We start from the raw sequence: 23756 nt of genomic DNA on the forward strand, positions 1-23756 counted from the left end.
CGGACGCGGCACGCTGAACAGCGTACGGCCGTGCGGGTGCCGTGAACGGGCCGGGACGCGCCATGTCGTCCCGGCCCGTTACCCTTTTTTGCGCCTAAACCGGCGCCGCTCTCGCGGACCTGGCCGGTGCTTCGTCGTGGTTCCTCAATTATTGGTTGCGGTGCTCGGTGGAGGGTATTCGCTCAGGCCAGTCCGAGAGCGCGCCGGAGGAAGTCCAGCTGGAGCAGCAGCAGGTTCTCCGCCACCTGTTCCTGCGGGGTCATGTGCGTGACGCCCGACAGGGGCAGCACCTCGTGCGGGCGGCCCGCCGCGAGCAGCGCCGAGGACAGCCGCAGCGAGTGCGCCACCACCACGTTGTCGTCGGCGAGGCCGTGGACGACCATCATCGGGCGGTGCGGTTCGGCCGCCTCGGTCAGGCCGTCGTCGTCGATCACCGAGTTGCGGCGGTACACCTCCGGCTGCTCACCGGGGTCACCGAGGTAGCGCTCCTGGTAGTGGGTGTCGTACAGGCGCAGGTCGGTCACCGGGGCGCCGACCACCGCCGCGTGGAAGACGTCCGGGCGGCGCAGGGCCGCGAGGGCGGCGAGGTAGCCGCCGAACGACCAGCCGCGGATCGCGACCCTGGTGAGGTCGAGGGGGAAGTCCGCGGCGAGCGCCTGGAGCGCGTCGACCTGGTCCTGGAGGACGATCGCGGCGACGTCGTCCTTGATGGACTTCTCCCAGGCGGGGGAGCGGCCCGGGGTGCCCCGGCCGTCGGCGACGAGCACCGCGAAGCCCTGGTCGGCGAACCACTGCGAGGTGAGGTGGGCGTTGTGCGCGGCGACCACCCGCTGACCGTGCGGGCCTCCGTAGGGGTCGAGCAGCACCGGAAGGGGAGTGTCCCCGTGGTAGTCCCGTGGCATAAGCACGGCGCACGGAATTCGCCGTGCGCCCCCCTGGGTGAGCGTCACGCGCGGGGACAAACCGGGATCTTCGGCGTACGAGGCGAGAGTCGCCACGTGCTTGCCTTCGCGCAGTACCTGGACACGGGCGCCGGGGCGGTCCAGCGTGGCGGACACCAATACGGTCACGCCCCCGGCGCGAACCGCAGTGTGCACGCCGGGCTCCTGCGACACGCGCTCCACGCCGAGCTCGCTGACCCGGTAGACGTGCACCACGCCGATCTCGGGGGACTCGGCCTCCTCGCCGGCGGACGCCGTGACCAGCACGTCGTCGCTGGTCACGTCCAGTACCGCCCGGATGTGCAACTGGGCTCCGGTGAGCGGCCGTTCCCCCACCGCGAGGACCCGGGCCCCGCCCTCGTCGGCGATCCGCACGAGCCGCCCAGAGGGGCTCCAGCAGGGCACTCCGGCGAAAAGTTCAAGCCAAGTTGGATCTTCGTCGGCGTGCACCATCCGGGTCGCCCCCGACTCCGGGTCCACCGCCAGGAACAGCTGACTGCGCTGGTCGCGCGCCTGTACGAGCAGCAGCGGTGCACCCGCGTCTGACCAGTGCACATGCGCCACGTACGGATAGCGTGCCCGGTCCCACGAGACCTCCGTGCGCTCCCCGTCGAGGCCGTACAGAAACAGCCGTACGTCCGCGTTCGCCGTCCCCGCCGCGGGGTACGCGACGTGGTGTGGGTCACGCGCGGGGTGGGCGGGGTCGGCGATCCACCACCGCTGCACCGGCGTGTCGTCCACCCGCGCCACGAGCAGCCGGTCCGACCCGGGCGACCACCAGAAGCCGCGCGAACGCCCCATCTCCTCGGCCGCGACGAACTCGGCCAATCCGTAAGTGACCTGATCCGACTCCGGCTCCGCGAGCGCCCGGTCGCCCCCGCCCTCGGCGCCCACCACGCGCAGGGCGCCCTGCGCGACGTACGCGACCTGGCGGCCGTCGGGGGAGGGGCGGGGGTCGATCACCGGCCCGGGGACGGTGAGTTCGCGGGCCGTGCCGACCCTCAGCTCGACCGTGAAAAGCCGCCCTGACAAGGCGAAAGACGCCAACTCCAGGGCCGCGTCGGCGGCGTAGCCGACGATGCCGGCACCGCCCTCACGGCTGCGTTCGCGGCGGGCGCGTTCCTGCGGCGAGAGGTGCTCCTCGGCGCCGCCGAGCAGCGTGCGCGGGTCCGCCGCGAGGTGCTCCTCGCCGCTCGACACGTCGAGGACCCACAGGGAGTTGGCCCGGTCCGTACCGGAGCCGGAGCGCAGGAACGCCACCCGGGAACCGTCGGGGGCCACGGAGAACGCGCGCGGCGCGCCGAGCGTGAAACGCTGGGTGCGGGCGTGCCGGCGGGGGAATGAGACAGCCTCGGTCGTCATGCCCTGACCATATTGGCCATGCGCCCCCTTGTGCGGCCGTGCGCCGAGCGATGCGCGAGCACGCATAGTTATGATCACTACCGCTGGGTGGGTATGAACCTGCTGGCGTGAGCATGGAACTGCTGTACCGATCTACAACCCCCATAGTCCGAACCCCCCGCGTCCCTGGGATCTTTGGAGGTGAGCCGCCGTGGCACTCTCGATTTCGGCGGTGGTGCTGCTGGCGATCATCGTCTTCTTGTTGATCAAGAAGTCGGGTCTGAAGGGCGGTCATGCCGTGGTGTGCATGCTGCTCGGTTTCTATCTCGCCTCCTCGACCGTCGCCCCGACGATCCACGACCTGACGACCAACGTCGCCAGCATGATCGGCAGCATCAAGTTCTGAGGGGCGCGTCCGCGTATCCGGCGCCCCCGCCCGTGTGGGGCGGGGGCGCGTGGAGCGGCGGTCAGCTCCCGGACGCGTACGGCACGAAGTCGGCCCAGGCCTTGGGCGAGAGCGCGAGGCGCGGGCCGGCTCCGGCGTGCTTGGAGTCGCGGACGCGGATGGTGGAGGGGGCGACGGCAACCTCTACGCAGGAGTCGCCCTCGGTGCCGTCGCTATAGCTGCTCTTGAACCACAACAGGTCGTGCACATCGCCGACCGATGTCTTGCGGATCATGTTTCTCCCAGCACCTGCTCGATGAAGGCAACCGACTCCCCTGGAGTGAGAGCCTGGGCCCGAATGGTCCCATACCGCAGTTCGAGGATGCGAAGTTCCTTCGGGTCCGCAGTCGGGCGGCCGTTGAAGGCGCCGTCGGACCGTCCAACCGCCGTGCCGTCCCCGAACTTCAGCAGCTCGATCTTGCCGTCGACGCCAGGATGGGCCACGGCATCGGTGGGCATCACCTGGAACGTCACGTTGCGCAACTGCGCCACTTGCAGCAGGTGTTCCAGCTGCCGACGCCGGACCGCGGTGCCTCCGACTCGGCGGCGCAGCGCTGCCTCCTCCTGCACAAAGCTGAGCGCTACGGCAGGTGACTTCTCGAAGATCGCCTTGCGTGCCATCCTGGCCGCCACCAGACGTTCGACCTCCTGCTGCGAGTACGGCGGCTGGCGTGCCTCGAACAGGGCGCAGGCATGTTCCTCGGTCTGCAGCAGCCCGTGGACACTGAGGCCTACGTAGACCCCGATCTCAACTGCCCGCCCCTCCAACTTCGCCAGATCCCGCACCTTCTTCGGGTACCGGACCTTCTCCACGTCTTCCCTCATCGCGGCGATCAACCCGTCCGCCCGCAACACCTGGTCGGCCTTGTCCAGGAACTCCGGTCTGGGAATCCGTTTGCCCGCCTCGATCTTGTAGATGAGGTCCTCGCCGTAGCCGACGGCCTTGGCGAACTCGGGGACCCGCATCCCCCCGGCCTCGCGCCGCAGCCGCAACTGCCGCCCCACCGTGGTGATGACCGCGAGCCCCCAGTCGTCGTCCGGGTCCACCTCCCACCCCGGCTCGTCCGCCTCGCTCACGACCTCGACGTCCGTCGCCATCCCGCACCCTTCGTCGTTCGGTCCTGCAACGACGCCCTACCCGTGCGGTCCCGGTCGACAGGGTGGACACCGCTGGACAACCCGTGGACAGTGACCCTACGCAACTGCGTCGTCACTGTTCACGGTAGGCGAGTGCCGCCACGCTGAGTGACGTGATTCGAGAAACGGCCCCCTCCGAGGCCTGTCCCGCCACCCCGGTGCGCAACTTCAGCGTGCTGCTGTCGCCCACACCCCGCGGCGCGCGTCTCGCCAGGCTGCTCGCCACCGAACAACTCCGGTCCTGGGGACTTCCCTCGGATCCGGCGGCGCACCTCGTGGGCGAGCTGGCGGCCAACGCGGCGAACCACGGCCGCGTACCCGGCCGGGACTTCCGGCTCACCCTCTACGTCGTCGGCGACACCCTCCGCATCGAGGTCACCGACACGTGCGGCGACCGGCTTCCCCGCGTCCGGCATCCAGACCCCGACTCCGAATCCGGCCGAGGCCTCCTCCTGGTCGACGCGCTCGCCGACCGCTGGGGCGTCACTCACGGCCCGTACCCGCGCAAGACCGTCTGGGCGGAAGTGAAGGTGCCGTCGTGACGGGGGAGAGCGTGCCGTTGAACGCCCCCGCCGGCCTCCGTGCCGTCCGGCGGCTCCTCCGGCGGCCCCAGGGCGATGAGGTGATTCCCCGCCCCGAGCTGACGCCGGACGCCCTGCGTGAGGCTCTCGCGGTCGTCGCTCCGGGGCGTCTCGACGAGATGCAGGCCAGGAAGGACGAGGCCTTCGCCAAGGCCGTCGAGTGGCAGTCCCTCAGCCCGGTGCGGAGCTGGGTCCTGATCTGGGCCAAGGAGATCGAGATCGCCCGTCGGCCGGACCTGTCCGCCCGGTACGCCTGGGCGCAGGATCACCTGGAACACGAGGATCCGGCCGTCGCGTGGGAAGCCCTCCGCGAGCTGAGCGCGGTCCTCGCCGAGGCACTGGAAGCGGTTCGCGTGTAAGCGGGCCACTGAAGAGGCGGTGCGGAGTGCTCGACGAGGAAGGGTGACAGTCGGCGGGGAGGTGGCCTGGTGGCAGGTGTTGTTTCGTAGGGTGGGGACATGACGGAAGTCCCTGCCCGACGGCTTCTCCTCGTGCACGCGCACCCGGACGACGAGTCGATCAACAACGGCGCCACCATGGCCCGCTACGCGGACCAGGGTGTCCACGTGACGCTGGTCACCTGCACCCTCGGTGAGGGCGGCGAGGTCATCCCGCCCGAGCTGAGGCACCTGACCGGCCCCGCGCTCGGTCAGCACCGGCTGGGTGAGCTCACCGCCGCCATGCGCGAACTCGGCGTCGACGACTTCCGGCTGCTCGGCGGCGCCGGCCGCTACCACGACTCCGGGATGATGGGCCTGCCCGACAACGACGCGCCCGGTTGCTTCTGGCAGGCCGACGTCGACGAGGCCGCCGCCCACCTGGTCGAGGTCATCCTCGAGACCCGCCCCCAGGTCGTCGTCACCTACGACGACAACGGCGGCTACGGCCACCCGGACCACATCCAGGCCCACCGCGTCACCATGCGGGCCGTCGAGCTCGCCGCCGAGGCCGGCCACCGCATCCCCAAGGTCTTCTGGAACCGCGTCCCGCGCACGGTCGCCGAGGGCGCCTTCGCCCGGCTCCAGGAGGACCTTCCGACGCTGCCGTTCGACAAGGCGGCCGCGATCGACGACGTGCCGGGCGTGGTCGACGACCACCGGGTCACCACCGCGATCGACGGCACCGCGTACGCCACCGCGAAGACCGCCGCGATGGCCGCGCACGCCACCCAGATCGAGGTGGCACCCGGCGCCGTGCCCTGCTTCGCGCTCTCCAACGAGCTGGCGCAGCCCGTGTTCACCACGGAGTACTACGAGTTGGTGGCCGGAACGCCGGCCGCCGCACCCGAGACCGACCTCTTCGCCGGCCTCGACGCGGCGACGGAGGTGGCCTCATGAGCTCCGCCGGACGCGGCTCGATGCTCGCGCAACCGTTGCAGCGGCCCTCCGCCGGGCGCGTCGCGGCCCTGCTCGCCCTGGTCGTGCTCGGCGCCCTGGTCGGCCTCGCCGGGACCCTGGTGCAGGCCGGCTGGTTCCCCGGCGGGCTGCTGCTCGCCCTGGCCGGTGCCGCCGGGCTCTTCCTCGGCGGGTCGCGGGCGACGGGCAGCCGTTCCGGGGCCGTGGCGCCCGCGTTCGGCTGGGTCGTCGCCGTCATCTTCCTCACCGCCGGCCGGCCCGAGGGCGACTTCCTGTTCGGCGCGGGCGGTGGCTCGTACCTCTTCCTGCTCGGTGGTATGGCATTGGCTGTGATCTGCGCCACATTGGGTTTGGGGCGGCAACCTCACGCGGACGGCGCCCGACTTGGGAAGTGACGTACCACTTCGCCGTGGGGCGCGCGTGCGAGTCCGGTGTGGGTTTCCCCAGCGGTCGTGGGATAAGCGTCAGAAGTGGCCAGTATGGTGGTGCGCGCCGCCGAGCCGCCCGAGAAAGGTCGCCACGGGCGGTGGAGCCAACCGGGAGAACCTGCCTTGAGTCGTGAAACTGACACTCCGTCCTCCGGGCCCAACGGGCGCGGCGGAGCCGCATACCCCTCGGGCACGCCGCCGTACGGGACCCCCATGGCTTCCGACGACGCCGCGGGCGCGGGCCGTTCGGCCGCGCAGCCGGAGGAACGCAAGACCGAGACCACGCTGACGACCCGGATCCGGATCAACATCCCCGGCTCCCGGCCGATTCCGCCCGTGGTCGTCCGCACGCCCGTCACGGACACCGATTCCGTCCCGAGCGAGGAGACCGGCACCCACGCGCTGCCGACCGGCGCCGCCGCGCCCACCGGCACGGTCGAGCCGCCCGCCGCGGAAGCGGGGCCCGCCCCGGGCGCCGCGAACAGCGACTGGTTCGCGCCACGCAAGTCCGGCCCCGCCAAGGGCGGTCAGCGCGGACCCGCCACCAACGGGGCCGGGACGCCCGGCGGTTCGCCCGCCGCCGCGCCCAACCCGCCGGCCGCGCCCGGCACCCCGGGTGCCCAGGCCCCCTCGGGCGGCGCACGTGCCAACGGCGGCCGTCCCGGCGGTGTCGTCGGCTCCATGACCGCGCCCGGCGGCGCCAGGCCCGGCTCGACCAACGGTTCCGGTCTGCCCACGGGCGCCACCGGCGGCCCGGTGGCTCCCGGACACGGCGGCGGCACCGGCTCCTTCGACGTGACCGAGGCGCTCGCCGCGGGCCCGCTCGGCGGCTCCCGGGGCGGCGCCAAGGAGGGCGGCGAGGCACGCCGCGACGACCTGCCGTACTTCTCCGACAACGGCGGCCAGAACGGCGCCCAGGGCGGTCCCGGCACCCCCGGCGGCGGCCCGGCCGGTCCCGGCGGCCCCAACGGCTTCAACGGGCAGGGACTGCCCGGCGGCCCCGGCGGTCCGCAGGGCCCCGCGGGCCCCACCGGCGGACCGGTCACCGGCGACGGCCCCTTCGTCCCGCCGGTGGGCGGCGGCGAGCCCTTCGGCGCCCCGGGCGGTCCCGCGGGCCCGGGCGGCGCCCCGGGCAGGCCCACCGGCCGCACCGCACCCGGCCCCACCGGCCGCACCGCACCCGGCCGTGGCGCCCAGGCCCCCGCCGGACGTGGCGCCCAGGCCGGACCCGGCGCGCGTACCGCCCCCGGCGGTCCCGGACTCGCCGTCCCCGGCGGCGGTCTGAGCGACGACACCGCGATCCTCACCCCGCAGAAGCCCGCCCCCGAACCGGGCACGCCCGGCTACGGCACCCCGGCGGACAACGTCTCCGGGCACACCGTCACCAGCGGCATCCCGGTCGTACCGCCGGGTCCCAACTCCCCGTTCGCGCCGGGCGCCCCCGGCACCACCGGGCCGCAGGCGCACACGCCGCCGAAGCTGCCCGAGCCGGTCTCGCCGCCCCCGGCCGAGTCCAAGGGCAAGGCGAAGGCCAAGAAGAAGCGCGGCAAGCTGCCGCTGCTCGGCGGTGTCGTGGTGGTCGCGGGCCTCGGTGTCTACGGCGCCGGGCTCCTCATGAACCACTCCGACGTCCCCAAGGGCACCACCGTGCTCGGCGTCGACATCGGCGGCGGCACCCGCGACGACGCGGTCAAGAAGCTGGACGACGTCTTCGGCAGCCGCGTCGGCAAGCCGCTGAAGCTGTCGGTCGACGGGAAGACGGTCTCGCTGCCCCCGGACCAGGCGGGCCTCCAGTTCGACTTCCAGAAGACCGTCGACGCGGCCGCCAAGAGCGACTACAACCCGGTCTCCGTGATCGGCGCCCTGTTCGGCCAGAAGCGGGTCGTCGAGCCCGCCATGCCGGTCGACGAGGAGAAGCTCCAGGCCGCCCTCAAGGACCTCGGCGGCAGCTCCGGATCCGTCACCCAGGGCACGATCGAGTTCAAGTCCGGGAAGGCCGTCGCCGTCTACGGCAAGGCGGGCAAGGGCATCGACGCGGCGGCCTCCGCCAAGACGGTCGAAGAGGCGTTCAAGACCATGGTGGAGACCGACACCGCCACCACGGTGAACGTGCCGACCACCACCCAGCAGCCGACGGTCTCCAACGCGGAGGTCGACCGCGAGATGAAGGCGTTCGCGGAGCCGGCGATGTCGGGACTGGTCACGGTCAAGGCCGACACCGGCACCCCGGTGTCGTTCAGCCCGCAGAACTCCCTGTGGAAGTTCCTCCGGGTCAAGGCCGTCGACGGCAAGCTGGTCGACAGCCCCGACCTGAACGCGCTCCAGAAGCTCTACGGTGGCGCCTTCGCCGGCGTCAAGATCACCCGAGCCACCGGTGAGAAGACGGCGGTCACCCCGCAGGACGTCTATGTCGCCCTGCGCCAGGCCCTGCTGAGCAAGACGAACCGGGTGGGCGTCATCCAGACGAACCCGAGCTAGCTGGACAGCAATCCGAGAGGGCACCCGGTGATTATCGGGTGCCCTCTCTTGCATGTGCGCCACGGTCGGAGTGCATTGCAACTCCTGCTAAATCGGGGTCTGTTAGCCGCGTGGATGGTGATACCGTGACCCGGCTCGCTGCAAGATCCATCTCGTCGGCATTCGACTTGGACAGGAATCTGCATGCACGTGATCCGTCGCACCATGGTCTCCTTCTCCAGCCTGCTCATGCTCGCCGGAGCTGGCCTGTTCCTCGCCTCCCCGGCACAGGCCGCCACCTCGTGCTCCGGCACCATCACCTACGACGCAACCGTCTCCCGTAGCGGGAGCGTCATAGGTGAGCTGGTCATCTACTACAACAGCAGCAACGGCGGCACCAACAGCGCCTGCTTCTATCATCGGGGAGTTTCCTACGGCGTTGCCGCTCCCACCGACATCCAGATTACCGTTGCTCGCAGACATCGGGTACAGGGAAGCTCTGCACCCCGACCCAGAACTCCCCCGTGGACAGTGGTTCCTACTCGTACCAGGCGGGTCCCGTCGCCGTGACCGGCACGGCGAACCACTGCGTTTCGGCGATCGGCGGAATTACGTGGGCCGGTACAAATTACTCTATAGAAACCGGCACGCGAGGATGCTGACCAGCGTGTCCTGAGGAATGCAGTCGAGGGGGCGCCCGGCACTCGTCGGGCGCCCCCTCTTCGCGTGTCACGCCCCGTTCGTGACATCTGTCATGCGGCTCTCCGGACGGTCGGCACTGCCCCGGAGCAGGGGCTCGCCGCCAGCATGGAGGCATGACAACGACAGCGGCGACGACGGCCACCGGCACCCCGGTCGTCGGATTCGACCAAGTGAGCAAGACCTACGGGGAAGTGCGGGCCGTCGACGGACTCTCGCTGCGGCTGCACCCGGGGGAGACCGTGGCCCTGCTCGGGCCCAACGGCGCCGGCAAGTCGACCACGCTCGACCTGCTGCTCGGCCTCAAGCACGCCGACGCCGGCACGGTCAGCGTCTTCGGGATGAGCCCGCGCGAGGCCATCGTCGCCGGACGGGTGGGCGCGATGCTGCAGAGCGGCGGCCTGATGGACGAGGTCACCGTGCAGGAGCTGGTGAAGCTGGCCTGCGCCCTGCACCCGAAGCCGCACAAGGTCACCGACGTCCTCGCCCGCGCGGGCATCTCGGGGATCGCCGACCGCAAGGTCAACAAGCTCTCCGGCGGCCAGTCCCAGCGCGTCCGCTTCGCCCTCGCCACCGCCGGCGACAGCGACCTGATCGTCCTGGACGAGCCGACCACCGGCATGGACGTCTCCGCCCGCCAGGCGTTCTGGGCGACCATGCGCGAACAGGCCGACCAGGGGCGGACGGTCCTGTTCGCCACGCACTACCTGGAAGAGGCCGACGCCATCGCCGACCGGGTGCTGGTGCTGCACCGGGGGCGGCTGCTGGCCGACGGGACGGCCGCCGAGATCAAGGCCAAGGCCGGAGCGCGGCGGATCTCCTTCGACCTGGAGGGCGAGATCGACGAGGCTCCGCTGCGGGCGCTGCCCTTCCTCACCGCGGTCGACATAAGCGGCCAGACGATCCGCATGCAGTCGTCCGACGCCGACGCCACCGTCCACGCCCTGTACGGCCTCGGCGTCTACCCCCGCAACCTCGAAGTCGCCGGGCTCGGCCTCGAGCAGGCGTTCGTCGCCATCACGGAGGCCGAGGAGGCCAAGGAGGTCACGCAGTCATGAACGCCCTGATCAAGCTGGAGCTCGCCCGCGCCCTGCGCAACCGCAAGTTCCTGTTCTTCTCGGTGATCTACCCGTCGATCATCTTCCTGCTGGTCGCCAGCCAGGGCGGCACGAGCAAGTCCGTCGACGACTCCGGGCTGTCCGTCGCCGCGTACGTCATGGTCTCCATGGCCTCCTTCGGCGCCCTGACCGCCGTCCTGATGGGCAACAGCGAACGCATCGCCAAGGAGCGCGAGAGCGGCTGGGTGCGGCAGCTGCGGCTGACCACCCTGCCCGGACGCGGCTACGTCCTCGCCAAGACCGCCAGCGCCGCCGTGGTGAGCCTGCCCTCCATCGTGGTCGTCTTCCTGGTCGCCGCGGCCGTGAAGCACGTACGCCTCGACGCCTGGCAATGGCTCGCCCTCACCGGCGCGATCTGGGCCGGCAGCCTGGTCTTCGCCGCGCTCGGCGTCGCCATCGGGTACCTGGCGAGCGGCGACGCGGTCCGCCCCATCACGATGATCACCTACTTCGGCCTGTCGATCCTCGGCGGCCTGTGGTGGCCGTCCTCCTCCTTCCCGACCTGGCTCCAGGACATCGCGAAGTGGCTGCCCACGCACGCGTACGCTGCACTCGGGCGGGCCATCGAGCAGAGCCAGGCCCCCAAAGCCCAGGACATCGCCATCCTCGTCGTCTTCTTCGCCCTCTTCGTCGGCGGCGCGGCCTGGCTGTACCGGAAGGACACGCTGAAGGCGTGAGCACGATGACGGAAGACCTGCGGTCCGAGGACGAAGTACGGGCGGACCGGCTGGTGCGGATCGGCCGGCCGCCGCGCAACCGCGCCGAGGCGCTGCGGAAGCTGATGTGGGTCCTGCCGTGGCTGGTGTTCCTGGGCTCCCCGGTGGACGACCTGACCTCCGGCCACCACACCACCGGGGCCACCGCGGCCGGCTGGGCGGGCCTGGCGGCCTTCGTCGGGATCTACCTGACCATCGTCTTCCGCCAGATGGGCCGGCCGTTCCGCGGCGGTGTCGTCGTCGCCGCGGTCGCCGTGGAGTGGACGCTCGCGGTCGCCCTCGCCTTCGGCCTCGGCAGCTCCTGGCTCGGCCTGTTCGTGTACGTCTCCGTGATGTGCGGAGTCACCTTCCCGCTGCGGATCGCGTACTGGACGGTCCCGGCCGCCACCGGCGCCATGATGCTGGCGGGCTGGCACGCGCGCGCCCTGGACGACGCCTGGGGTCTGTTCCTGGTGGTCCTCCTGGTCGGCTACTCCATGACCGGCGTACGTCAACTGGTCGCCACGACGATCGAGCTGCGCAAGGCCCGCGCCACCGTCGCCCAGCTGGCCGCGAACGAGGAGCGGTTGCGGCTCGCCCGGGACCTGCACGACCTGCTGGGCCACTCGCTCTCGCTGATCACGCTGAAGAGCGAGCTGGCGGGCCGGATGCTCCCCGGGCACCCCGAGAAGGCGGCCCAGCAGGTCTCCGACATCGAACAGGTCAGCAGGCAGGCCCTGGTGGACGTCCGCGAGGCGGTCACCGGCTACCGGCGGCCCCGGCTCGCCGCCGAACTCGCGGGCGCCCAGGTGGCGCTGACCGCCGCCGCGGTCACCGCGGAGGTCCCGGCCGACCCCGACCTGACCGGGGTGCCGGAGGACGGCGAGGCGGCCCTCGCCTGGGCACTGCGCGAGGCGATCACCAACGTCGTACGGCACAGCGGCGCGAGCGCCTGCACGGTGGAGCTGCTGCGCCGCCAGACCCTGGACGGGCCGGTCCTCGAACTCGCCGTCGAGGACAACGGTTCGGGCGGTTCGGGCAAGGGCCCGGGCAACGGTCTCACCGGCCTCACCGAGCGGCTGGAGAAGGCGGGCGGCACGCTGGAGGCGGGCCGCACGAAGCACGGTTTCCGGCTGGTCGCCCGGGTCCCGCTGCCCTCCGGCGTGGCCGTAGGATCCGGTGCATGAGCAGCACGATCAAGGTCCTCCTCGCCGAGGACCAGTCGATGGTCCGCGAGGCACTGGCCGCCCTGCTGGGCCTCGAGGACGACATCGAGGTCGTGGCCCAGGTCGCCCGCGGCGACGAGGTGCTGGCGGCGGCCCGGGCGAACGACATCGACGTCGCGCTGCTCGACATAGAGATGCCGGGCTGTACGGGCATCGAGGCCGCGGCGCAGCTCCACAAGGCGCTCCCGGCCGTCCGGCTGGTCGTCCTCACCACCTTCGGCCGCCCCGGCTACCTGCGCAGCGCGATGGAGGCGGGCGCCGACGCGTTCCTGGTCAAGGACGCCCCCGCCGCCCAGCTCGCCGAGGCCGTCCGCAAGGTCCTGGCCGGCGAACGCGTCATCGACCCCACCCTCGCGGCGGCGGCCCTGGCAGAGGGCGCCAACCCGCTGACCGACCGCGAACGAGAGGTCCTGCGGGCGGCGGCCGACGGCTCCACGAACGCGGAACTGGCGACGGCCCTGCACCTCTCCCAGGGGACGGTGCGCAACTACCTCTCGACGGCCATCCAGAAGCTCGCGGTCCGCAACCGGGCGGAAGCGGTACGGATCGCGCGGGAGAAGGGCTGGCTGTGACCGCTCCCACGGCGAACGGGCGGCCCGGACGCCTCAGTTGAGACGAGCCCGCGCGGCCCGTGCCTCTCCCCGCACCTTCTCCGCCGCCCCCTCGTCGACCACCTCGATCAGCTCCGCGTACCGCTCGAACTCCTCGGCCGCGCCGGTGAAATCGCCCCGTTCCACCAGCAACCGCGCCCGTTCGTACCGCAGTCGCGCCGGATGCGACGGCAGCAGCAGCGACAGGTCCACCGACCACAGGCCCACGTCCGACCGCTCCGGACGGGCCGCCGCCCACGACCGCACGTTGTTGAGGATGCGCCGTACGACGTCCAGCGGGTCCGCGGGTTCCAGCATCGCCGGCTCCAGCGGCACCCCCGCCGCCCCCGCCACCAGCAGCTCCGCGTCCGCCCCGCTCAGCACCCGCCCCCCGTCGAACGGATCGGCCAGCACCCGCTCCGCCGCGGTCCCGAAGCCGACCACGAAGTGCCCCGGCAGCGCGACCCCGTACACCGGCGCCCCGGCCCGGCGCGTCACCTCCAGCCACACCACGGACAGCAGGATCGGCAGCCCGCGCCGCCGGCGCAGCACCTCGTGCAGCAGCGAGGACTCCAGCCGTTGGTAGTCAACGGCGGTGCCGTGGAAGCCGAACCGCTCACCCAGCACCCGCTGCGCCGCCGTGGCCCAGGCGAGCGGTCCGCCCGGCCGGTACGGCAGCTGCCCCGCCAGCCGGTCCAGTTCCAGCTGCGCCGCGTCGATCCCGGCCTCGTCAAGGCCGCCGTCGGCCACCGCGCCCAGCAGCAGGCACAGCGTCGCCAGATCGGGCCGCTCGGACCGCGCCTCCTCGGCGAACCGCCGCCGCACCTCGGCGGCCCGCTCCGGCGAAGGGGGTGGGGGATGAGGGGGACGCATAGCTGTTTCGTGCCCTTCCGGAATGATCCGTACCGTCCTTGAGGTGGCCCGTCCGCTTCTCAGCGGCCCGCCGGCTCCGGCTCCGGCTCCCGGTAGTGGTGGTACGTGTGGTGCGCCGTGAAGCCGAGCCGCCCGTACAGCGCCCGCGCCCCCGCGTTCTCCGTCTCCACCTGCAACCAGGCCGCCGACGCGCCCTCCGCCAGCGCCCGCCGGGCGAGCGCGGCCATGACCTCGGTGGCCAGCCCCCGCCGCCGCAACCGAGGATCCACCTCCACCGCGGCGAACCCGGCCCACCGCCCGTCCACCACACACCGCCCGATGGCCGCGGGCGCGTCCCCGGCGGCCTCGCCGGGCACGGTCGCGAACCACACCGACGCTCCGGCGCCCAGCACCTCCAGCGCGACCTCGCTCACGCCCTTGCGCTGGTAGCGGGCCAGCCACGCCTCGTCGGCCGTGCGGGAGAGCGCCACCGCGGCCCCCGCCGCCCGGTCCGCCACCGGCGCCAGCGCCCCGGTCCACAGCTCGGCGCTCACCTCACGCACCCACCCGCGCCGCTCCAGCTCCGCGCAGAGCACTTCCTGCGTGCCCTCCGCGCCGGTCGCGGTCTGTATGTACGCGGGCAGCCCCCGCTCGCCGTACCACCGCCGCACGGCGTCCAGCGCGGCGTCCAGCGGCAGTCCGGGATCGCCGAGCGGCAGCACGCTGTTGGCCCGCCGGGTGAACCCCGCGGCAGCCCGCAGCTCCCAGGCTCCGAGCCGCTCGCTCTCCACCGGCCGCCAGGCGCGCGACGCGACCCGGGCCAGCTCCCCGTAGGTCGCGGCCGGTCCCCGGCGGCGCGCCGGAGCGGCCGGCACCACCTTGGCCGCCACCAGCGCGGACTGCGCTATCCGGACGACCTCACCGGCCCGTCGTGTGATCGTCAGCACGCCGTCGTCGTCCCATGATGTGAGAACACCCACCGTGTCGGTGAACTTCTCCGTGGTGGCCCCATGTCCGGTCAAACGCCGTACGGAGACACGTTTGCCCACGTCAGCAGCGGTGATACGGACCTCGAAGCGTCCCGCGGCAGAGATTTCCACTGGTCAGTTCACCCCTCCTGTTCGGATCATGCCCCAGAACGGAGATACTAGGGGCGGGCATCGACGACGCCGCGCTCCCGCGCGCCAGGCGGCGGAGCCTACGGAGGCCCGCCAGCGCCCAATCGAGGAGGAACGACAGCGTGACCTACGTCATCGCGCAGCCTTGTGTCGACGTCAAGGACAAGGCGTGCATCGAGGAGTGCCCGGTCGACTGCATCTACGAGGGCCAGCGGTCCTTGTACATCCACCCGGACGAATGCGTCGACTGCGGTGCCTGTGAACCGGTCTGCCCGGTCGAGGCGATCTTCTACGAGGACGACACTCCTGAGGAGTGGAAGGACTACTACAAGGCCAACGTCGAGTTCTTCGACGACCTCGGCTCGCCGGGCGGCGCCAGCAAGCTGGGCCTGATCGAGCGCGACCACCCCTTCATCGCCGCGCTGCCGCCGCAGGCCGAAGCCGAGTAACCGCACCGGCGGCCCGCCGCAACACCGTGCCGCCTCGGTCCCGTACGGCCTGATCACGTCCGATCGGTGCCGTACGGGACCGAGGCGTTTGCCGTACCGGGCGTACCCGGCTGTACCCGGTCGCACCCGGTTGTACCGAAGAAAGCGAGCAAGTCACCGTGTCCGCAGTCTCCGACCGTCTGCCCACCTTCCCCTGGGACAAGCTGGAGCCGTACAAGAAGACGGCAGCGGCACACCCGGACGGCATCGTCGACCTGTCGGTGGGCACCCCGGTGGACCCGGTCCCCGACCTGATCCAGAAGGCCCTGATCGACGCGGCGGACTCGCCCGGCTACCCCACCGTGTGGGGCACCCCGGCGCTGCGCGACGCCATCACCGGCTGGGTCGGCCGCCGCCTCGGCGCCCGCGACGTCACCCACCGCCACGTCCTGCCGATCGTCGGCTCCAAGGAACTGGTGGCCTGGCTCCCCACCCAGCTGGGCCTCGGCCCCGGCGACCGGGTGGCGTACCCGCGCCTCGCGTACCCCACCTACGAGGTCGGCGCCCGTCTCGCCCGCGCCGCGTACGAGGTCTACGACGACCCGCGCGACCTGGACCCGGCCGGACTGAAGCTGCTCTGGCTCAACTCCCCGTCCAACCCGACCGGCAGGGTGCTGCCCCAGCAGGAGCTCACGGAGATCGTCGCCTGGGCCCGCGACCACGGCATCCTGGTCTTCTCCGACGAGTGCTACCTGGAACTGGGCTGGGAGGCCGACCCGGTCTCCGTCCTGCACCCGGACGTCAACGGCGGCTCGTACGACGGCCTCGTGGCCGTGCACTCCCTCTCCAAGCGCTCCAACCTCGCGGGCTACCGCGCGGCCTTCCTGGCGGGCGACCCCGCGGTCCTCGGCCCCCTCCTGGAGATCCGCAAGCACGGCGGGATGATGACCTCGGCTCCGACCCAGGCGGCGGTGGTGGCGGCCCTCTCCGACGACACCCACGTCCAGGAGCAGCGCGAGCGGTACGCGGCCCGCCGTACGGCCCTGCGCGAGGCCCTGCTGTCCCACGGCTTCCGCATCGAACACAGCGAGGCGAGCCTCTACCTGTGGGCGACGCGGGACGAGTCCTGCTGGCAGACGGTCGCCCACCTCGCCGACCGGGGCATCCTGGTGGCGCCGGGCGACTTCTACGGCGAGGCCGGCGAGAACTTCGTCCGCGTGGCCCTGACCGCGACGGACGAACGCGTACGAGCGGCCGTACAGCGCCTTTCCTGACGAGAAGGGGCCCGGGAGAACCCCGGGCCCCTTCTCGACTCACCGGCGCCGGCGGCGTCAGCCGCCCAGCGGCAGCCCCTTCACGGGCAGCCCACCCGCCGGCAGCCCACCCTTCGTCGCGGTGGCCGCCGTGCCGCCCAGCAGCCCTCCGGCGGACCCGGCGGCCTCACCGGCGGCGCGCTGCACCACCGGCGCCGCCGTGTTGACGGCCTTGCCGCCGGTCCGGCCCGCGGCCGGCACCGCCGACTGGACCGCCGCGCCGCCGGTGTGGCCGAGGACCCCGGTGACGTGCTGCGCCGCACCGTCGGCGGTGTGGGCGGCGCTCGCCCCGTCCAGGGCGGTCAGACCGCCCAGGTTCGGGGTGGTGGCCGGCAGCGTCTGGGCCGCGCCGGCGGAGCCGGCCGCACCGACCCCGGCAGCCGCTCCCGCTGCGACGAGCAGCGCGGCACGGGCGATCCGGCGGGTCAGAGGGAGGGACATGATGCTCCATTCGACGGGAGGGAACGTGATCGCCGTGACTACCGCTCGAAGCCCGCGAAGGTTGCGGAGACCCTCGGTAAAGAATTGATAACGCGTCGCATTATCGGGTGTGGATAAAAACGGGCAAAGAGCTCCGGGGTCGTGGCCCCGCAGAATCCTTACGGCCCCGCGTTCCCAAGGCATTTCACCCATGCGCGAGCGACCGCGCGGAAACGTGGGCACACCACGTACGCGTCCCGTCCCGGCTGACCCGCCGGAGTGAGGTCCCGAACTACTGCCCGGTCACGATCCGGACCGCCCCCGCGGACTGCTCCGCGCCGCCCGCCCCCTGCGAGGAGGTCGACCGCCACTGGCTGTCGGTGCTCCCCGCGGCCCACTCCCGGCCGGCGTACGACACCCGCTGGATGTGCAGCGCCGAGGCGTTGGCGACCGCCCAGTGCGCCAGCTGCCAGCCGCGCTCGCTCTCGGTCCGCCCCGACCTGTCCTTCTTCTTCCCCTCGGGCACCGGCACGGTCACCGTCCGCCCGTGCGCCGTGGCGGTCACGCTCGGCGTCGGAGCCGGCGACTTCGCGGACGTCCCGCCCACCTCCGCGCCGGCCTCCTCCACCGCGTCCCGTCCGAAGTCCCGCACCAGCGCGGTCCGTACCGCGTCCGGGCCCGTCGCCGCCGCGTCCACGGTGGCCGCCGGACGCCCGTCGCAGGTCAGCGTGGCCGCCGCCTGCCCGGTCAGCGCCGCCGCGAGCAGCGAGGCGTCGGTCTCGTGCTTGGCGTACGCCTCCGGGTAGCCGCTGCGCTGCACGCGCTGCGCGGCCACCGTCAACGGCAGGGACTGGTAGTCCGGCACCTTGGCCAGGTGGGCGTAGAACATGCCCGCCGCGTACGCCGGGTCCAGGATCTGGTCCTTGGTGCCCCAGCCCTGCGAGGGGCGCTGCTGGAACAGGCCCAGCGAATCCAGGTCGCCGTGCTGGATGTTGCGCAGCCCCGACTCCTGGATCGAGGTGGCCAGGGCGATGGCCACCGCGCGCTCGGGCATGCCGCGCCCGGTGCCGACGGCGGCGATCGTCGCCGCGTTGACCGCCTGCTCGGGCGTGAACTCGTACGACGTGTCGTCGCTGCGGCCCGAGACGACCTTGCAGCCCTCGGCGCCACCGCCTCCGGTGACGTACTGGACCACGAGGTAGGCGCCGACGGCGCACAGGATGAGCAAGCCCGAGACGAAACGCAGGACACGGCCGCGACGCTTGGGGCGGATGGGGGACGGCTCTGGCACGCGTACAACATACTGGAGAGTACGAGCCGCCCACCCCGGGGACCGGAAGCTGTGAAACAGCCCTCAGGGTGGCGCGCGCTAGGGTCGGGGCCATGGCCGACACCTCGCTTGACCTCACGCTGGACGCCGCCGCGCTCACCGCGCGGCTCGTCGACTTCCGTTCGGAGAGTGGTACCGAGAAGCCGCTGGCGGACGCGATCGAGAGCGCGCTGCGCGCGCTGCCGCACCTGACCGTCGACCGGTACGGCAACAACGTGGTCGCGCGGACGGACCTGGGCCGTTCGGAGCGGGTGATCCTGGCCGGCCACATCGACACGGTCCCGATCGCCGGCAACGTCCCCTCCCGTCTCGACGAGGACGGCGTGCTGTGGGGCTGCGGCACCTGCGACATGAAGTCGGGCGTCGCGGTCCAGCTGCGCATCGCGGCCACCGTCCCGGCCCCCAACCGCGACCTGACCTTCGTCTTCTACGACAACGAGGAGGTCGCCGCCGACCTCAACGGCCTCAAGCACGTCGCCGAGGCCCACCCCGAGTGGCTGGCGGGCGACTTCGCGGTCCTCCTCGAACCGTCCGACGGCGAGGTCGAGGGCGGCTGCCAGGGCACCCTGCGCGTGCTGCTGAGGACGAAGGGGGAGCGCGCGCACTCGGCGCGCTCCTGGATGGGCTCCAACGCGATCCACGCGGCCGCCCCGATCCTGGCCCGCCTCGCCTCGTACGAGCCCCGCCACCCCGTCATCGACGGCCTGGAGTACCGCGAGGGCCTCAACGCGGTCGGCATCTCCGGCGGGGTGGCGGGCAACGTCATCCCCGACGAGTGCGTGGTGACCGTCAACTTCCGCTACGCGCCCGACCGGTCGCAGGACCAGGCCGTCGAGCACGTCCGCGAGGTGTTCGCGGACTGCGGGGTCGAGGAGTTCGTGGTCGACGACCACAGCCCCGGCGCGCTGCCCGGCCTCTCCCACCCGGCCGCGGCGGCCTTCATCGAGGCGGTCGGCGGCACCCCGATGCCCAAGTACGGCTGGACCGACGTCTCCCGTTTCTCGGCCCTCGGTGTTCCGGCGGTCAACTACGGCCCGGGCAACCCGCACTTGGCGCACAAGCGGGACGAACGGGTGGAAACCGGGAAGATCCTGACCGGTGAGGAGCGGCTGCGCGCCTGGCTGACGAGCTGAGACGAGCCGGGAGGCCGGGCGGCACAGGAGCGCTCCGCACCCGACACGCCGACGTCCCGCGCATGTAACCCGCGTGGATCTACGCTGAAGCAGGTACACCTGCAAGCGGAGGGAGCGCATATATGCCTACCGGGAACCCCGAGGGGAAGAAGGTGCCGCCGGACGAGCAGCGCCTGGGACCGGTCCTCCGACGGCGCGGCCAGGTGACCCCGAGCACCACGGACCAGCGGCTGCTGGACGCCGGAGGTCCCTCCGACTGGGTCCACACCGACCCCTGGCGGGTGCTGCGCATCCAGTCGGAGTTCATCGAGGGCTTCGGCACGCTCGCCGAACTCCCGCCCGCGATCAGTGTGTTCGGCTCCGCGCGGACGCCGGTGGACTCCTTCGAGTACGACGCGGGGGTGCGGCTCGGCCGCGGTCTGGTCGAGGCGGGCTGGGCGGTGATCACCGGCGGCGGCCCGGGTGCGATGGAGGCGGCCAACAAGGGCGCCCTGGAAGCGGGCGGCGTCTCCGTCGGCCTCGGCATCGAGCTGCCCTTCGAACAGGGACTCAATCCCTACGTCGACATCGGCCTCAACTTCCGCTACTTCTTCGTGCGGAAGATGATGTTCGTCAAGTACGCGCAGGGCTTCGTGGTCCTGCCCGGCGGTCTCGGCACCCTCGACGAACTCTTCGAGGCGCTCACCCTCGTCCAGACCCAGAAGGTCACCCGCTTCCCGATCGTGCTCTTCGGCAGCGCCTACTGGGGCGGTCTGGTCGACTGGCTCACCAACACCCTGGTCGCCCAGGGCAAGGCGGCCGAGAAGGACCTGCTCCTGTTCCACGTCACGGACGACGTGTCGGAGGCGGTGGCCCTGGTCTCGAAGGAAGCGGCCCGGTAGCCACCGCGGCCTCCCCCCACCCGGCCCGGCCGGCTCACAGGCCGGCCCGGCCGGCCTCTCGACCGGCCGAGTCGTGTGGGGGCCCGGGACGGAGCCGCCGGTCCCGGGGCACCGCGGCCTCCGCCATCCGGTGAGGCCGACTCGGCCGGCCTCTCGATCGGCCGGGTCGGTCGGGGGCCTGGGGCCGGAGGCCGAAGCGTCGGTCCGGGCCTGGCCTACGCGAGCCCGCGGCGGGCCACCGCCGGAGGGCGGTGGCCGGCGATCGACGCCACCATGTCGAGCACCTGCCGCGTCTCCGCCACCTCGTGCACTCGGTACACCTGCGCCCCCAGCCACGCCGACACCGCCGTCGTGGCCAGCGTGCCGATCACCCGCTCCTTGACCGGCCGGTCCAGCGTCTCGCCCACGAAGTCCTTGTTGGACAGCGAGACCAGCACGGGCCAGCCGGTCGCGACCAGCTCCCCGAGCCGCCGCGTCGCCTCCAGGCTGTGCCGGGTGTTCTTGCCGAAGTCGTGCCCGGGGTCGATCATCACGGACTCCCGGGGCACGCCCAGGGCGACGGCCCGCTCGGCCAGTCCCAGGGTCACCCGCAGGATGTCGGCGACCACGTCGTCGTACGTCACCCGGTGCGGCCGGGTACGCGGCTCGGCCCCGCCCGCGTGCGTGCACACCAGCCCCACCCGGTACCGCGCCGCGACCTCCGCGAGCTTCGGGTCGACCCCGCCCCACGCGTCGTTCAGCAGATCCGCCCCGGCCTCGCAGACGGCCTCCCCGACCGACGCCCGCCAGGTGTCCACGCTGATCACGACGTCCGGGAAGCGCCGGCGCACCTCCGCGACGAACCCGACGGTCCGCCGTGCCTCCTCCTCGGCGCTGACCTCCTCGCCGGGCCCCGCCTTCACCCCGCCGACGTCGATGATCGCGGCCCCCTCGGCGACCGCCTGCTCCACGCGCGCGAGGGCCGGCTCGTCGCGGAAGGTCGCCCCCTGGTCGTAGAAGGAGTCCGGAGTCCGGTTCACGATGGCCATGATCACCGGCTCGTTCGGCCCGAATTCCCGCCTGCCCAGCCTGAGCATCCCCTGTGACCTCTCGTAGTGAGTGCCTCGGTACGGCCGCCTGCGACCCTAACTGTCAGCCTCGCATGGCACGATCGGACCCAGACACATTCGACACCGAGCTTCATCGAGCCGCTTCATCGAGCCTGGGGGCCACCGCGATGGTTATGTTCCTGTTCCTGGTCGTCGCGCTGGCGGTCGTGGTCGCCGCGGTCACGCTCTCCGTGGTCGGCGGCGGCGAGAGCGGACCGTTGCCCGAGGTGGCGCCCGAGCGCCTGCAGGATCCGCTGCCCCCCGACCGCCCGGTGCACCGCGCGGACGTGGAGAGCCTGCGCTTCCCGCTCGCCCCGCGCGGCTACCGCATGGCCGACGTCGACGACGCGCTCAGCCGCCTCGGCGCCGAGCTCGCGGAGCGCGACGCCCGGATCGCCGACCTGGAGACCGCGCTGGCCGGTGCCCAGGCCGCGCCGCGCACCCCGGGCACCTCCCTGGACAAGCCGGAGCCGGAGGACCGGTCGTGACCGACGGAGCCGCCCTGGCCGGCCCGGACGGCAAGCTGCGCTGCCCGTGGGCCCTGTCCACCGAGGACTACGTGGCGTACCACGACGAGGAGTGGGGCCGCCCGGTCCACGGCGACGACGCCCTCTACGAACGCCTCAGCCTGGAGGCCTTCCAGTCGGGCCTGTCGTGGATCACGATCCTGCGCCGCCGCCCCGGCTTCCGGGCCGCGTTCGCGGGCTTCCAGATCGACAAGGTGGCCGCCTTCACCGACGAGGACCGCGCACGCCTCCTCGCCGACCCCGGCATCATCCGCAACAGACTCAAGATCGACGCGACGATGGCCAACGCGCGGGTCCTCGCGGAGTGGGCACCGGGCGAGCTGGACGAACTGATCTGGTCGCACGCCCCGGCGCCGGGGACCTATCCGGCCCCGACGACCCTGTCCGACGTCCAGGCGGTCACCCCGGAATCGACAGCCCTGTCGAAGGCCCTGAAGAAGCGCGGCCTGCGCTTCATCGGCCCGACGACGGCCTACGCCCTGATGCAGGCCTGCGGCCTGGTCGACGACCACCTGGAAAGCTGCGTGGCGAGGGGCGCCCTTTAGGGGCGCCGGGGGTACCCCCGGCCGAAGGCCGGGGGAGGAACTGCGCGCTCAGCCCCCCCGCACCCGCAGTCCGCGACGGCGCTCCCCGCCCCCTCTCTCACCGCCCCAAGTACTTCGGCTTCTCCTTGTTCACGAACGCCTGCACGGCGATCCCGTGATCCTCGGAGGCCCCGGCCCGATTCTGCAGCTCGTCCTCCTTGTCGAGCGTCTCGTCCAAGGAGTGCGTGAGCCCGAACGCCACCGCCTCCTTCAGCGCCGCGTACGCCACCGTCGGCCCCTCCGCCAGCCGCCGCGCGACCTTCTCCCCCTCGGCCCGCAGTTCCGCCGACGGCACGACCTTGTTCGCGATGCCCAGGTCGTACGCGTCCTGCGCACTGATGCTCCGGGGGAAGAGCAGCAGATCGGCGGCCCGACCCGGCCCCACCACCCGCGGCAGCGTCCAGGACACCCCGGAGTCCGCGGTCAGCGCCACCCCCGCGAACGACGTGTTGAACGCGGCCGTGTCGGCGACCACCCGGTAGTCCGCGGCGAGCGCGAACCCGAACCCGGCCCCCGCGGCGACCCCGTTGACGGCGGCGACCACCGGCTTCGGCGCCCCGGCCAGCGCCCGCACGACGGGGTTGTAGTGCTCCCGCACCGTCGTCATCGTCTGCCCCGCCCCCGTCTCCCGGTCGGACGCGAGCAGCGTGATGTGCTCCTTGAGGTCCTGGCCCACGCAGAACGCCCGGTCCCCGGCGGCGGTCAGCAGGATCGCCCGGACGGCGGTGTCGGCCGCCGCCTCCTGCGCGGCCTCCCGAAGGGCGACCTTCGTCGCGATGTTCAGCGCGTTCATCGCCTCGGGGCGGTTCAGCGTGATCGTCGCGAGCCCGTCGGTCACCTCGTAGAGCACGGTGTCGGTCATGGTGCGTCCCCTCCGTCGTCTGCGTCCTCGCGGCTGACGTACCGCTCGGTACGTCGAGGTCCGAAGGACAGCATGGCGGAGATCGCCGTGCGCGGCCCGGACCCGGCGTGTGACCTGCGTCAAAGAAAACCGGAGCCGACTCGGTCGGCGTAAGGACACCCGGCGGCGAAGTATCGCAGCCACATCGCCGAATTGAGTGGTTTTGCT

General features: G+C 72.3%; 25 protein-coding genes. 16 read left to right on the forward strand and 9 right to left on the reverse strand.

Annotated elements, in window-relative coordinates; translation table 11 throughout:
- Positions 1-182: 182 nt before the first annotated feature.
- The gene (locus AB0958_RS01190) at positions 183-2303 is read right to left on the reverse strand and encodes a prolyl oligopeptidase family serine peptidase (RefSeq protein WP_366888192.1); all 2121 of its coding nucleotides are present in this window, start codon (positions 2301-2303) and stop codon (positions 183-185) included.
- A gap of 190 nt (positions 2304-2493) precedes the next feature.
- Here AB0958_RS01190 and AB0958_RS01195 point away from each other — a divergent pair, with 190 nt between their 5' ends.
- The gene (locus AB0958_RS01195) at positions 2494-2688 is read left to right on the forward strand and encodes a hypothetical protein (RefSeq protein WP_358986881.1); all 195 of its coding nucleotides are present in this window, start codon (positions 2494-2496) and stop codon (positions 2686-2688) included.
- Between the two features lie 61 nt (positions 2689-2749).
- On the opposite strand, the gene AB0958_RS01200 is transcribed toward AB0958_RS01195, so the two are convergent.
- Complete coding sequence (locus AB0958_RS01200; protein WP_366888193.1) at positions 2750-2962, reverse strand: DUF397 domain-containing protein; 213 nt, start codon at positions 2960-2962, stop codon at positions 2750-2752.
- Positions 2959-3825, reverse strand: coding sequence for a helix-turn-helix transcriptional regulator (locus tag AB0958_RS01205; RefSeq protein WP_366888194.1), 867 nt, complete (start codon positions 3823-3825; stop codon positions 2959-2961). The genes AB0958_RS01200 and AB0958_RS01205 overlap by 4 nt, the downstream gene beginning before the upstream one ends.
- A gap of 152 nt (positions 3826-3977) precedes the next feature.
- Here AB0958_RS01205 and AB0958_RS01210 point away from each other — a divergent pair, with 152 nt between their 5' ends.
- The 9 genes from AB0958_RS01210 (at position 3978) to AB0958_RS01250 (ending at position 12995) form a co-directional block, all read left to right on the forward strand.
- Positions 3978-4406: an ATP-binding protein gene (locus AB0958_RS01210; protein ID WP_366888195.1), complete on the forward strand. Its 429-nt coding sequence runs from the start codon at positions 3978-3980 to the stop codon at positions 4404-4406.
- A 17-nt stretch (positions 4407-4423) separates the two neighbouring features.
- Entirely contained in the window at positions 4424-4804 is a 381-nt protein-coding gene (locus AB0958_RS01215; protein ID WP_366888353.1) for a hypothetical protein, read from the forward strand.
- A gap of 99 nt (positions 4805-4903) precedes the next feature.
- Positions 4904-5782 (forward strand): N-acetyl-1-D-myo-inositol-2-amino-2-deoxy-alpha-D-glucopyranoside deacetylase, encoded by an 879-nt coding sequence (gene mshB, locus AB0958_RS01220; RefSeq protein WP_366888196.1) that lies wholly within the window; start codon positions 4904-4906, stop codon positions 5780-5782.
- Complete coding sequence (locus AB0958_RS01225) at positions 5779-6195, forward strand: DUF6113 family protein (RefSeq protein WP_366888197.1); 417 nt, start codon at positions 5779-5781, stop codon at positions 6193-6195. The genes mshB and AB0958_RS01225 overlap by 4 nt, the downstream gene beginning before the upstream one ends.
- Positions 6196-6351: 156 nt before the next feature.
- Complete coding sequence (locus AB0958_RS01230; protein ID WP_366888198.1) at positions 6352-8706, forward strand: hypothetical protein; 2355 nt, start codon at positions 6352-6354, stop codon at positions 8704-8706.
- 794 nt (positions 8707-9500) lie between these two features.
- Positions 9501-10442, forward strand: coding sequence for an ABC transporter ATP-binding protein (locus AB0958_RS01235; RefSeq protein ID WP_366888199.1), 942 nt, complete (start codon positions 9501-9503; stop codon positions 10440-10442).
- Positions 10439-11179 (forward strand): ABC transporter permease, encoded by a 741-nt coding sequence (locus tag AB0958_RS01240; protein WP_366888200.1) that lies wholly within the window; start codon positions 10439-10441, stop codon positions 11177-11179. Before AB0958_RS01235 ends, AB0958_RS01240 begins: the two co-directional genes overlap by 4 nt.
- A gap of 5 nt (positions 11180-11184) precedes the next feature.
- The gene (locus AB0958_RS01245) at positions 11185-12384 is read left to right on the forward strand and encodes a histidine kinase (protein ID WP_366888354.1); all 1200 of its coding nucleotides are present in this window, start codon (positions 11185-11187) and stop codon (positions 12382-12384) included.
- Positions 12381-12995 (forward strand): response regulator transcription factor, encoded by a 615-nt coding sequence (locus tag AB0958_RS01250; protein WP_132888690.1) that lies wholly within the window; start codon positions 12381-12383, stop codon positions 12993-12995. Before AB0958_RS01245 ends, AB0958_RS01250 begins: the two co-directional genes overlap by 4 nt.
- Before the next feature lie 33 nt (positions 12996-13028).
- Here AB0958_RS01250 and AB0958_RS01255 read toward each other — a convergent pair whose 3' ends face one another.
- Together AB0958_RS01255 and AB0958_RS01260 are read right to left on the reverse strand one after the other, a co-directional pair.
- Complete coding sequence (locus AB0958_RS01255) at positions 13029-13886, reverse strand: transglutaminase-like domain-containing protein (RefSeq protein ID WP_366888201.1); 858 nt, start codon at positions 13884-13886, stop codon at positions 13029-13031.
- 59 nt (positions 13887-13945) lie between these two features.
- Positions 13946-14965 carry a GNAT family N-acetyltransferase gene (locus AB0958_RS01260; RefSeq protein ID WP_366888202.1) on the reverse strand — a complete coding sequence of 340 codons (1020 nt, stop codon included), beginning with the start codon at positions 14963-14965 and terminating at the stop codon, positions 13946-13948.
- A 140-nt stretch (positions 14966-15105) separates the two neighbouring features.
- Here AB0958_RS01260 and fdxA point away from each other — a divergent pair, with 140 nt between their 5' ends.
- Positions 15106-15432 carry a ferredoxin gene (gene fdxA / locus AB0958_RS01265; RefSeq protein ID WP_046730523.1) on the forward strand — a complete coding sequence of 109 codons (327 nt, stop codon included), beginning with the start codon at positions 15106-15108 and terminating at the stop codon, positions 15430-15432.
- Positions 15433-15590: 158 nt separating this feature from the next.
- Complete coding sequence (locus tag AB0958_RS01270) at positions 15591-16685, forward strand: bifunctional succinyldiaminopimelate transaminase/glutamate-prephenate aminotransferase (protein WP_366888203.1); 1095 nt, start codon at positions 15591-15593, stop codon at positions 16683-16685.
- Between the two features lie 57 nt (positions 16686-16742).
- Here the strand turns inward: AB0958_RS01270 and AB0958_RS01275 are convergent, their stop codons facing one another.
- A complete protein-coding gene (locus tag AB0958_RS01275) occupies positions 16743-17165 on the reverse strand; it encodes an ATP-binding protein (RefSeq protein WP_366888204.1) in 423 nt (140 codons plus the stop codon).
- Between the two features lie 271 nt (positions 17166-17436).
- A complete protein-coding gene (locus AB0958_RS01280) occupies positions 17437-18435 on the reverse strand; it encodes a heavy metal transporter (protein ID WP_366888205.1) in 999 nt (332 codons plus the stop codon).
- A 92-nt stretch (positions 18436-18527) separates the two neighbouring features.
- On the opposite strand from AB0958_RS01280, the gene dapE reads away from it, so the two are divergent.
- Positions 18528-19607: a succinyl-diaminopimelate desuccinylase gene (dapE, locus tag AB0958_RS01285; protein WP_366888207.1), complete on the forward strand. Its 1080-nt coding sequence runs from the start codon at positions 18528-18530 to the stop codon at positions 19605-19607.
- 122 nt (positions 19608-19729) lie between these two features.
- Positions 19730-20488: a TIGR00730 family Rossman fold protein gene (locus AB0958_RS01290; RefSeq protein ID WP_366888208.1), complete on the forward strand. Its 759-nt coding sequence runs from the start codon at positions 19730-19732 to the stop codon at positions 20486-20488.
- A gap of 215 nt (positions 20489-20703) precedes the next feature.
- On the opposite strand, the gene folP is transcribed toward AB0958_RS01290, so the two are convergent.
- Entirely contained in the window at positions 20704-21564 is an 861-nt protein-coding gene (folP, locus tag AB0958_RS01295) for a dihydropteroate synthase (RefSeq protein WP_366888209.1), read from the reverse strand.
- A 140-nt stretch (positions 21565-21704) separates the two neighbouring features.
- On the opposite strand from folP, the gene AB0958_RS01300 reads away from it, so the two are divergent.
- The gene (locus AB0958_RS01300; RefSeq protein WP_366888210.1) at positions 21705-22064 is read left to right on the forward strand and encodes a DivIVA domain-containing protein; all 360 of its coding nucleotides are present in this window, start codon (positions 21705-21707) and stop codon (positions 22062-22064) included.
- Positions 22061-22648, forward strand: coding sequence for a DNA-3-methyladenine glycosylase I (locus AB0958_RS01305; RefSeq protein ID WP_366888211.1), 588 nt, complete (start codon positions 22061-22063; stop codon positions 22646-22648). The genes AB0958_RS01300 and AB0958_RS01305 overlap by 4 nt, the downstream gene beginning before the upstream one ends.
- 97 nt (positions 22649-22745) lie before the next feature.
- Here AB0958_RS01305 and AB0958_RS01310 read toward each other — a convergent pair whose 3' ends face one another.
- Positions 22746-23549, reverse strand: a complete 804-nt coding sequence (locus AB0958_RS01310; RefSeq protein WP_366888212.1) for an enoyl-CoA hydratase-related protein — start codon at positions 23547-23549, stop codon at positions 22746-22748.
- Positions 23550-23756 lie beyond the last annotated feature (207 nt).

This window comes from Streptomyces sp. NPDC006655 (genome assembly GCF_040703965.1).
Lineage (GTDB): Bacteria > Actinomycetota > Actinomycetes > Streptomycetales > Streptomycetaceae > Streptomyces.

Coding starts and splice junctions, on each gene's coding strand:
- AB0958_RS01190 (WP_366888192.1), bottom strand. CDS start 2,303: ATGACGACCGAGGCTGTCTCATTCCCCCGCCGGCACGCCCGCACCCAG.
- AB0958_RS01200 (WP_366888193.1), bottom strand. CDS start 2,962: ATGATCCGCAAGACATCGGTCGGCGATGTGCACGACCTGTTGTGGTTC.
- AB0958_RS01205 (WP_366888194.1), bottom strand. CDS start 3,825: ATGGCGACGGACGTCGAGGTCGTGAGCGAGGCGGACGAGCCGGGGTGG.
- mshB (WP_366888196.1), top strand. CDS start 4,904: ATGACGGAAGTCCCTGCCCGACGGCTTCTCCTCGTGCACGCGCACCCG.
- AB0958_RS01225 (WP_366888197.1), top strand. CDS start 5,779: ATGAGCTCCGCCGGACGCGGCTCGATGCTCGCGCAACCGTTGCAGCGG.
- AB0958_RS01235 (WP_366888199.1), top strand. CDS start 9,501: ATGACAACGACAGCGGCGACGACGGCCACCGGCACCCCGGTCGTCGGA.
- AB0958_RS01240 (WP_366888200.1), top strand. CDS start 10,439: ATGAACGCCCTGATCAAGCTGGAGCTCGCCCGCGCCCTGCGCAACCGC.
- AB0958_RS01245 (WP_366888354.1), top strand. CDS start 11,185: ATGACGGAAGACCTGCGGTCCGAGGACGAAGTACGGGCGGACCGGCTG.
- AB0958_RS01250 (WP_132888690.1), top strand. CDS start 12,381: ATGAGCAGCACGATCAAGGTCCTCCTCGCCGAGGACCAGTCGATGGTC.
- AB0958_RS01255 (WP_366888201.1), bottom strand. CDS start 13,886: ATGCGTCCCCCTCATCCCCCACCCCCTTCGCCGGAGCGGGCCGCCGAG.
- AB0958_RS01275 (WP_366888204.1), bottom strand. CDS start 17,165: ATGTCCCTCCCTCTGACCCGCCGGATCGCCCGTGCCGCGCTGCTCGTC.
- dapE (WP_366888207.1), top strand. CDS start 18,528: ATGGCCGACACCTCGCTTGACCTCACGCTGGACGCCGCCGCGCTCACC.
- AB0958_RS01290 (WP_366888208.1), top strand. CDS start 19,730: ATGCCTACCGGGAACCCCGAGGGGAAGAAGGTGCCGCCGGACGAGCAG.
- folP (WP_366888209.1), bottom strand. CDS start 21,564: ATGCTCAGGCTGGGCAGGCGGGAATTCGGGCCGAACGAGCCGGTGATC.
- AB0958_RS01300 (WP_366888210.1), top strand. CDS start 21,705: ATGGTTATGTTCCTGTTCCTGGTCGTCGCGCTGGCGGTCGTGGTCGCC.
- AB0958_RS01310 (WP_366888212.1), bottom strand. CDS start 23,549: ATGACCGACACCGTGCTCTACGAGGTGACCGACGGGCTCGCGACGATC.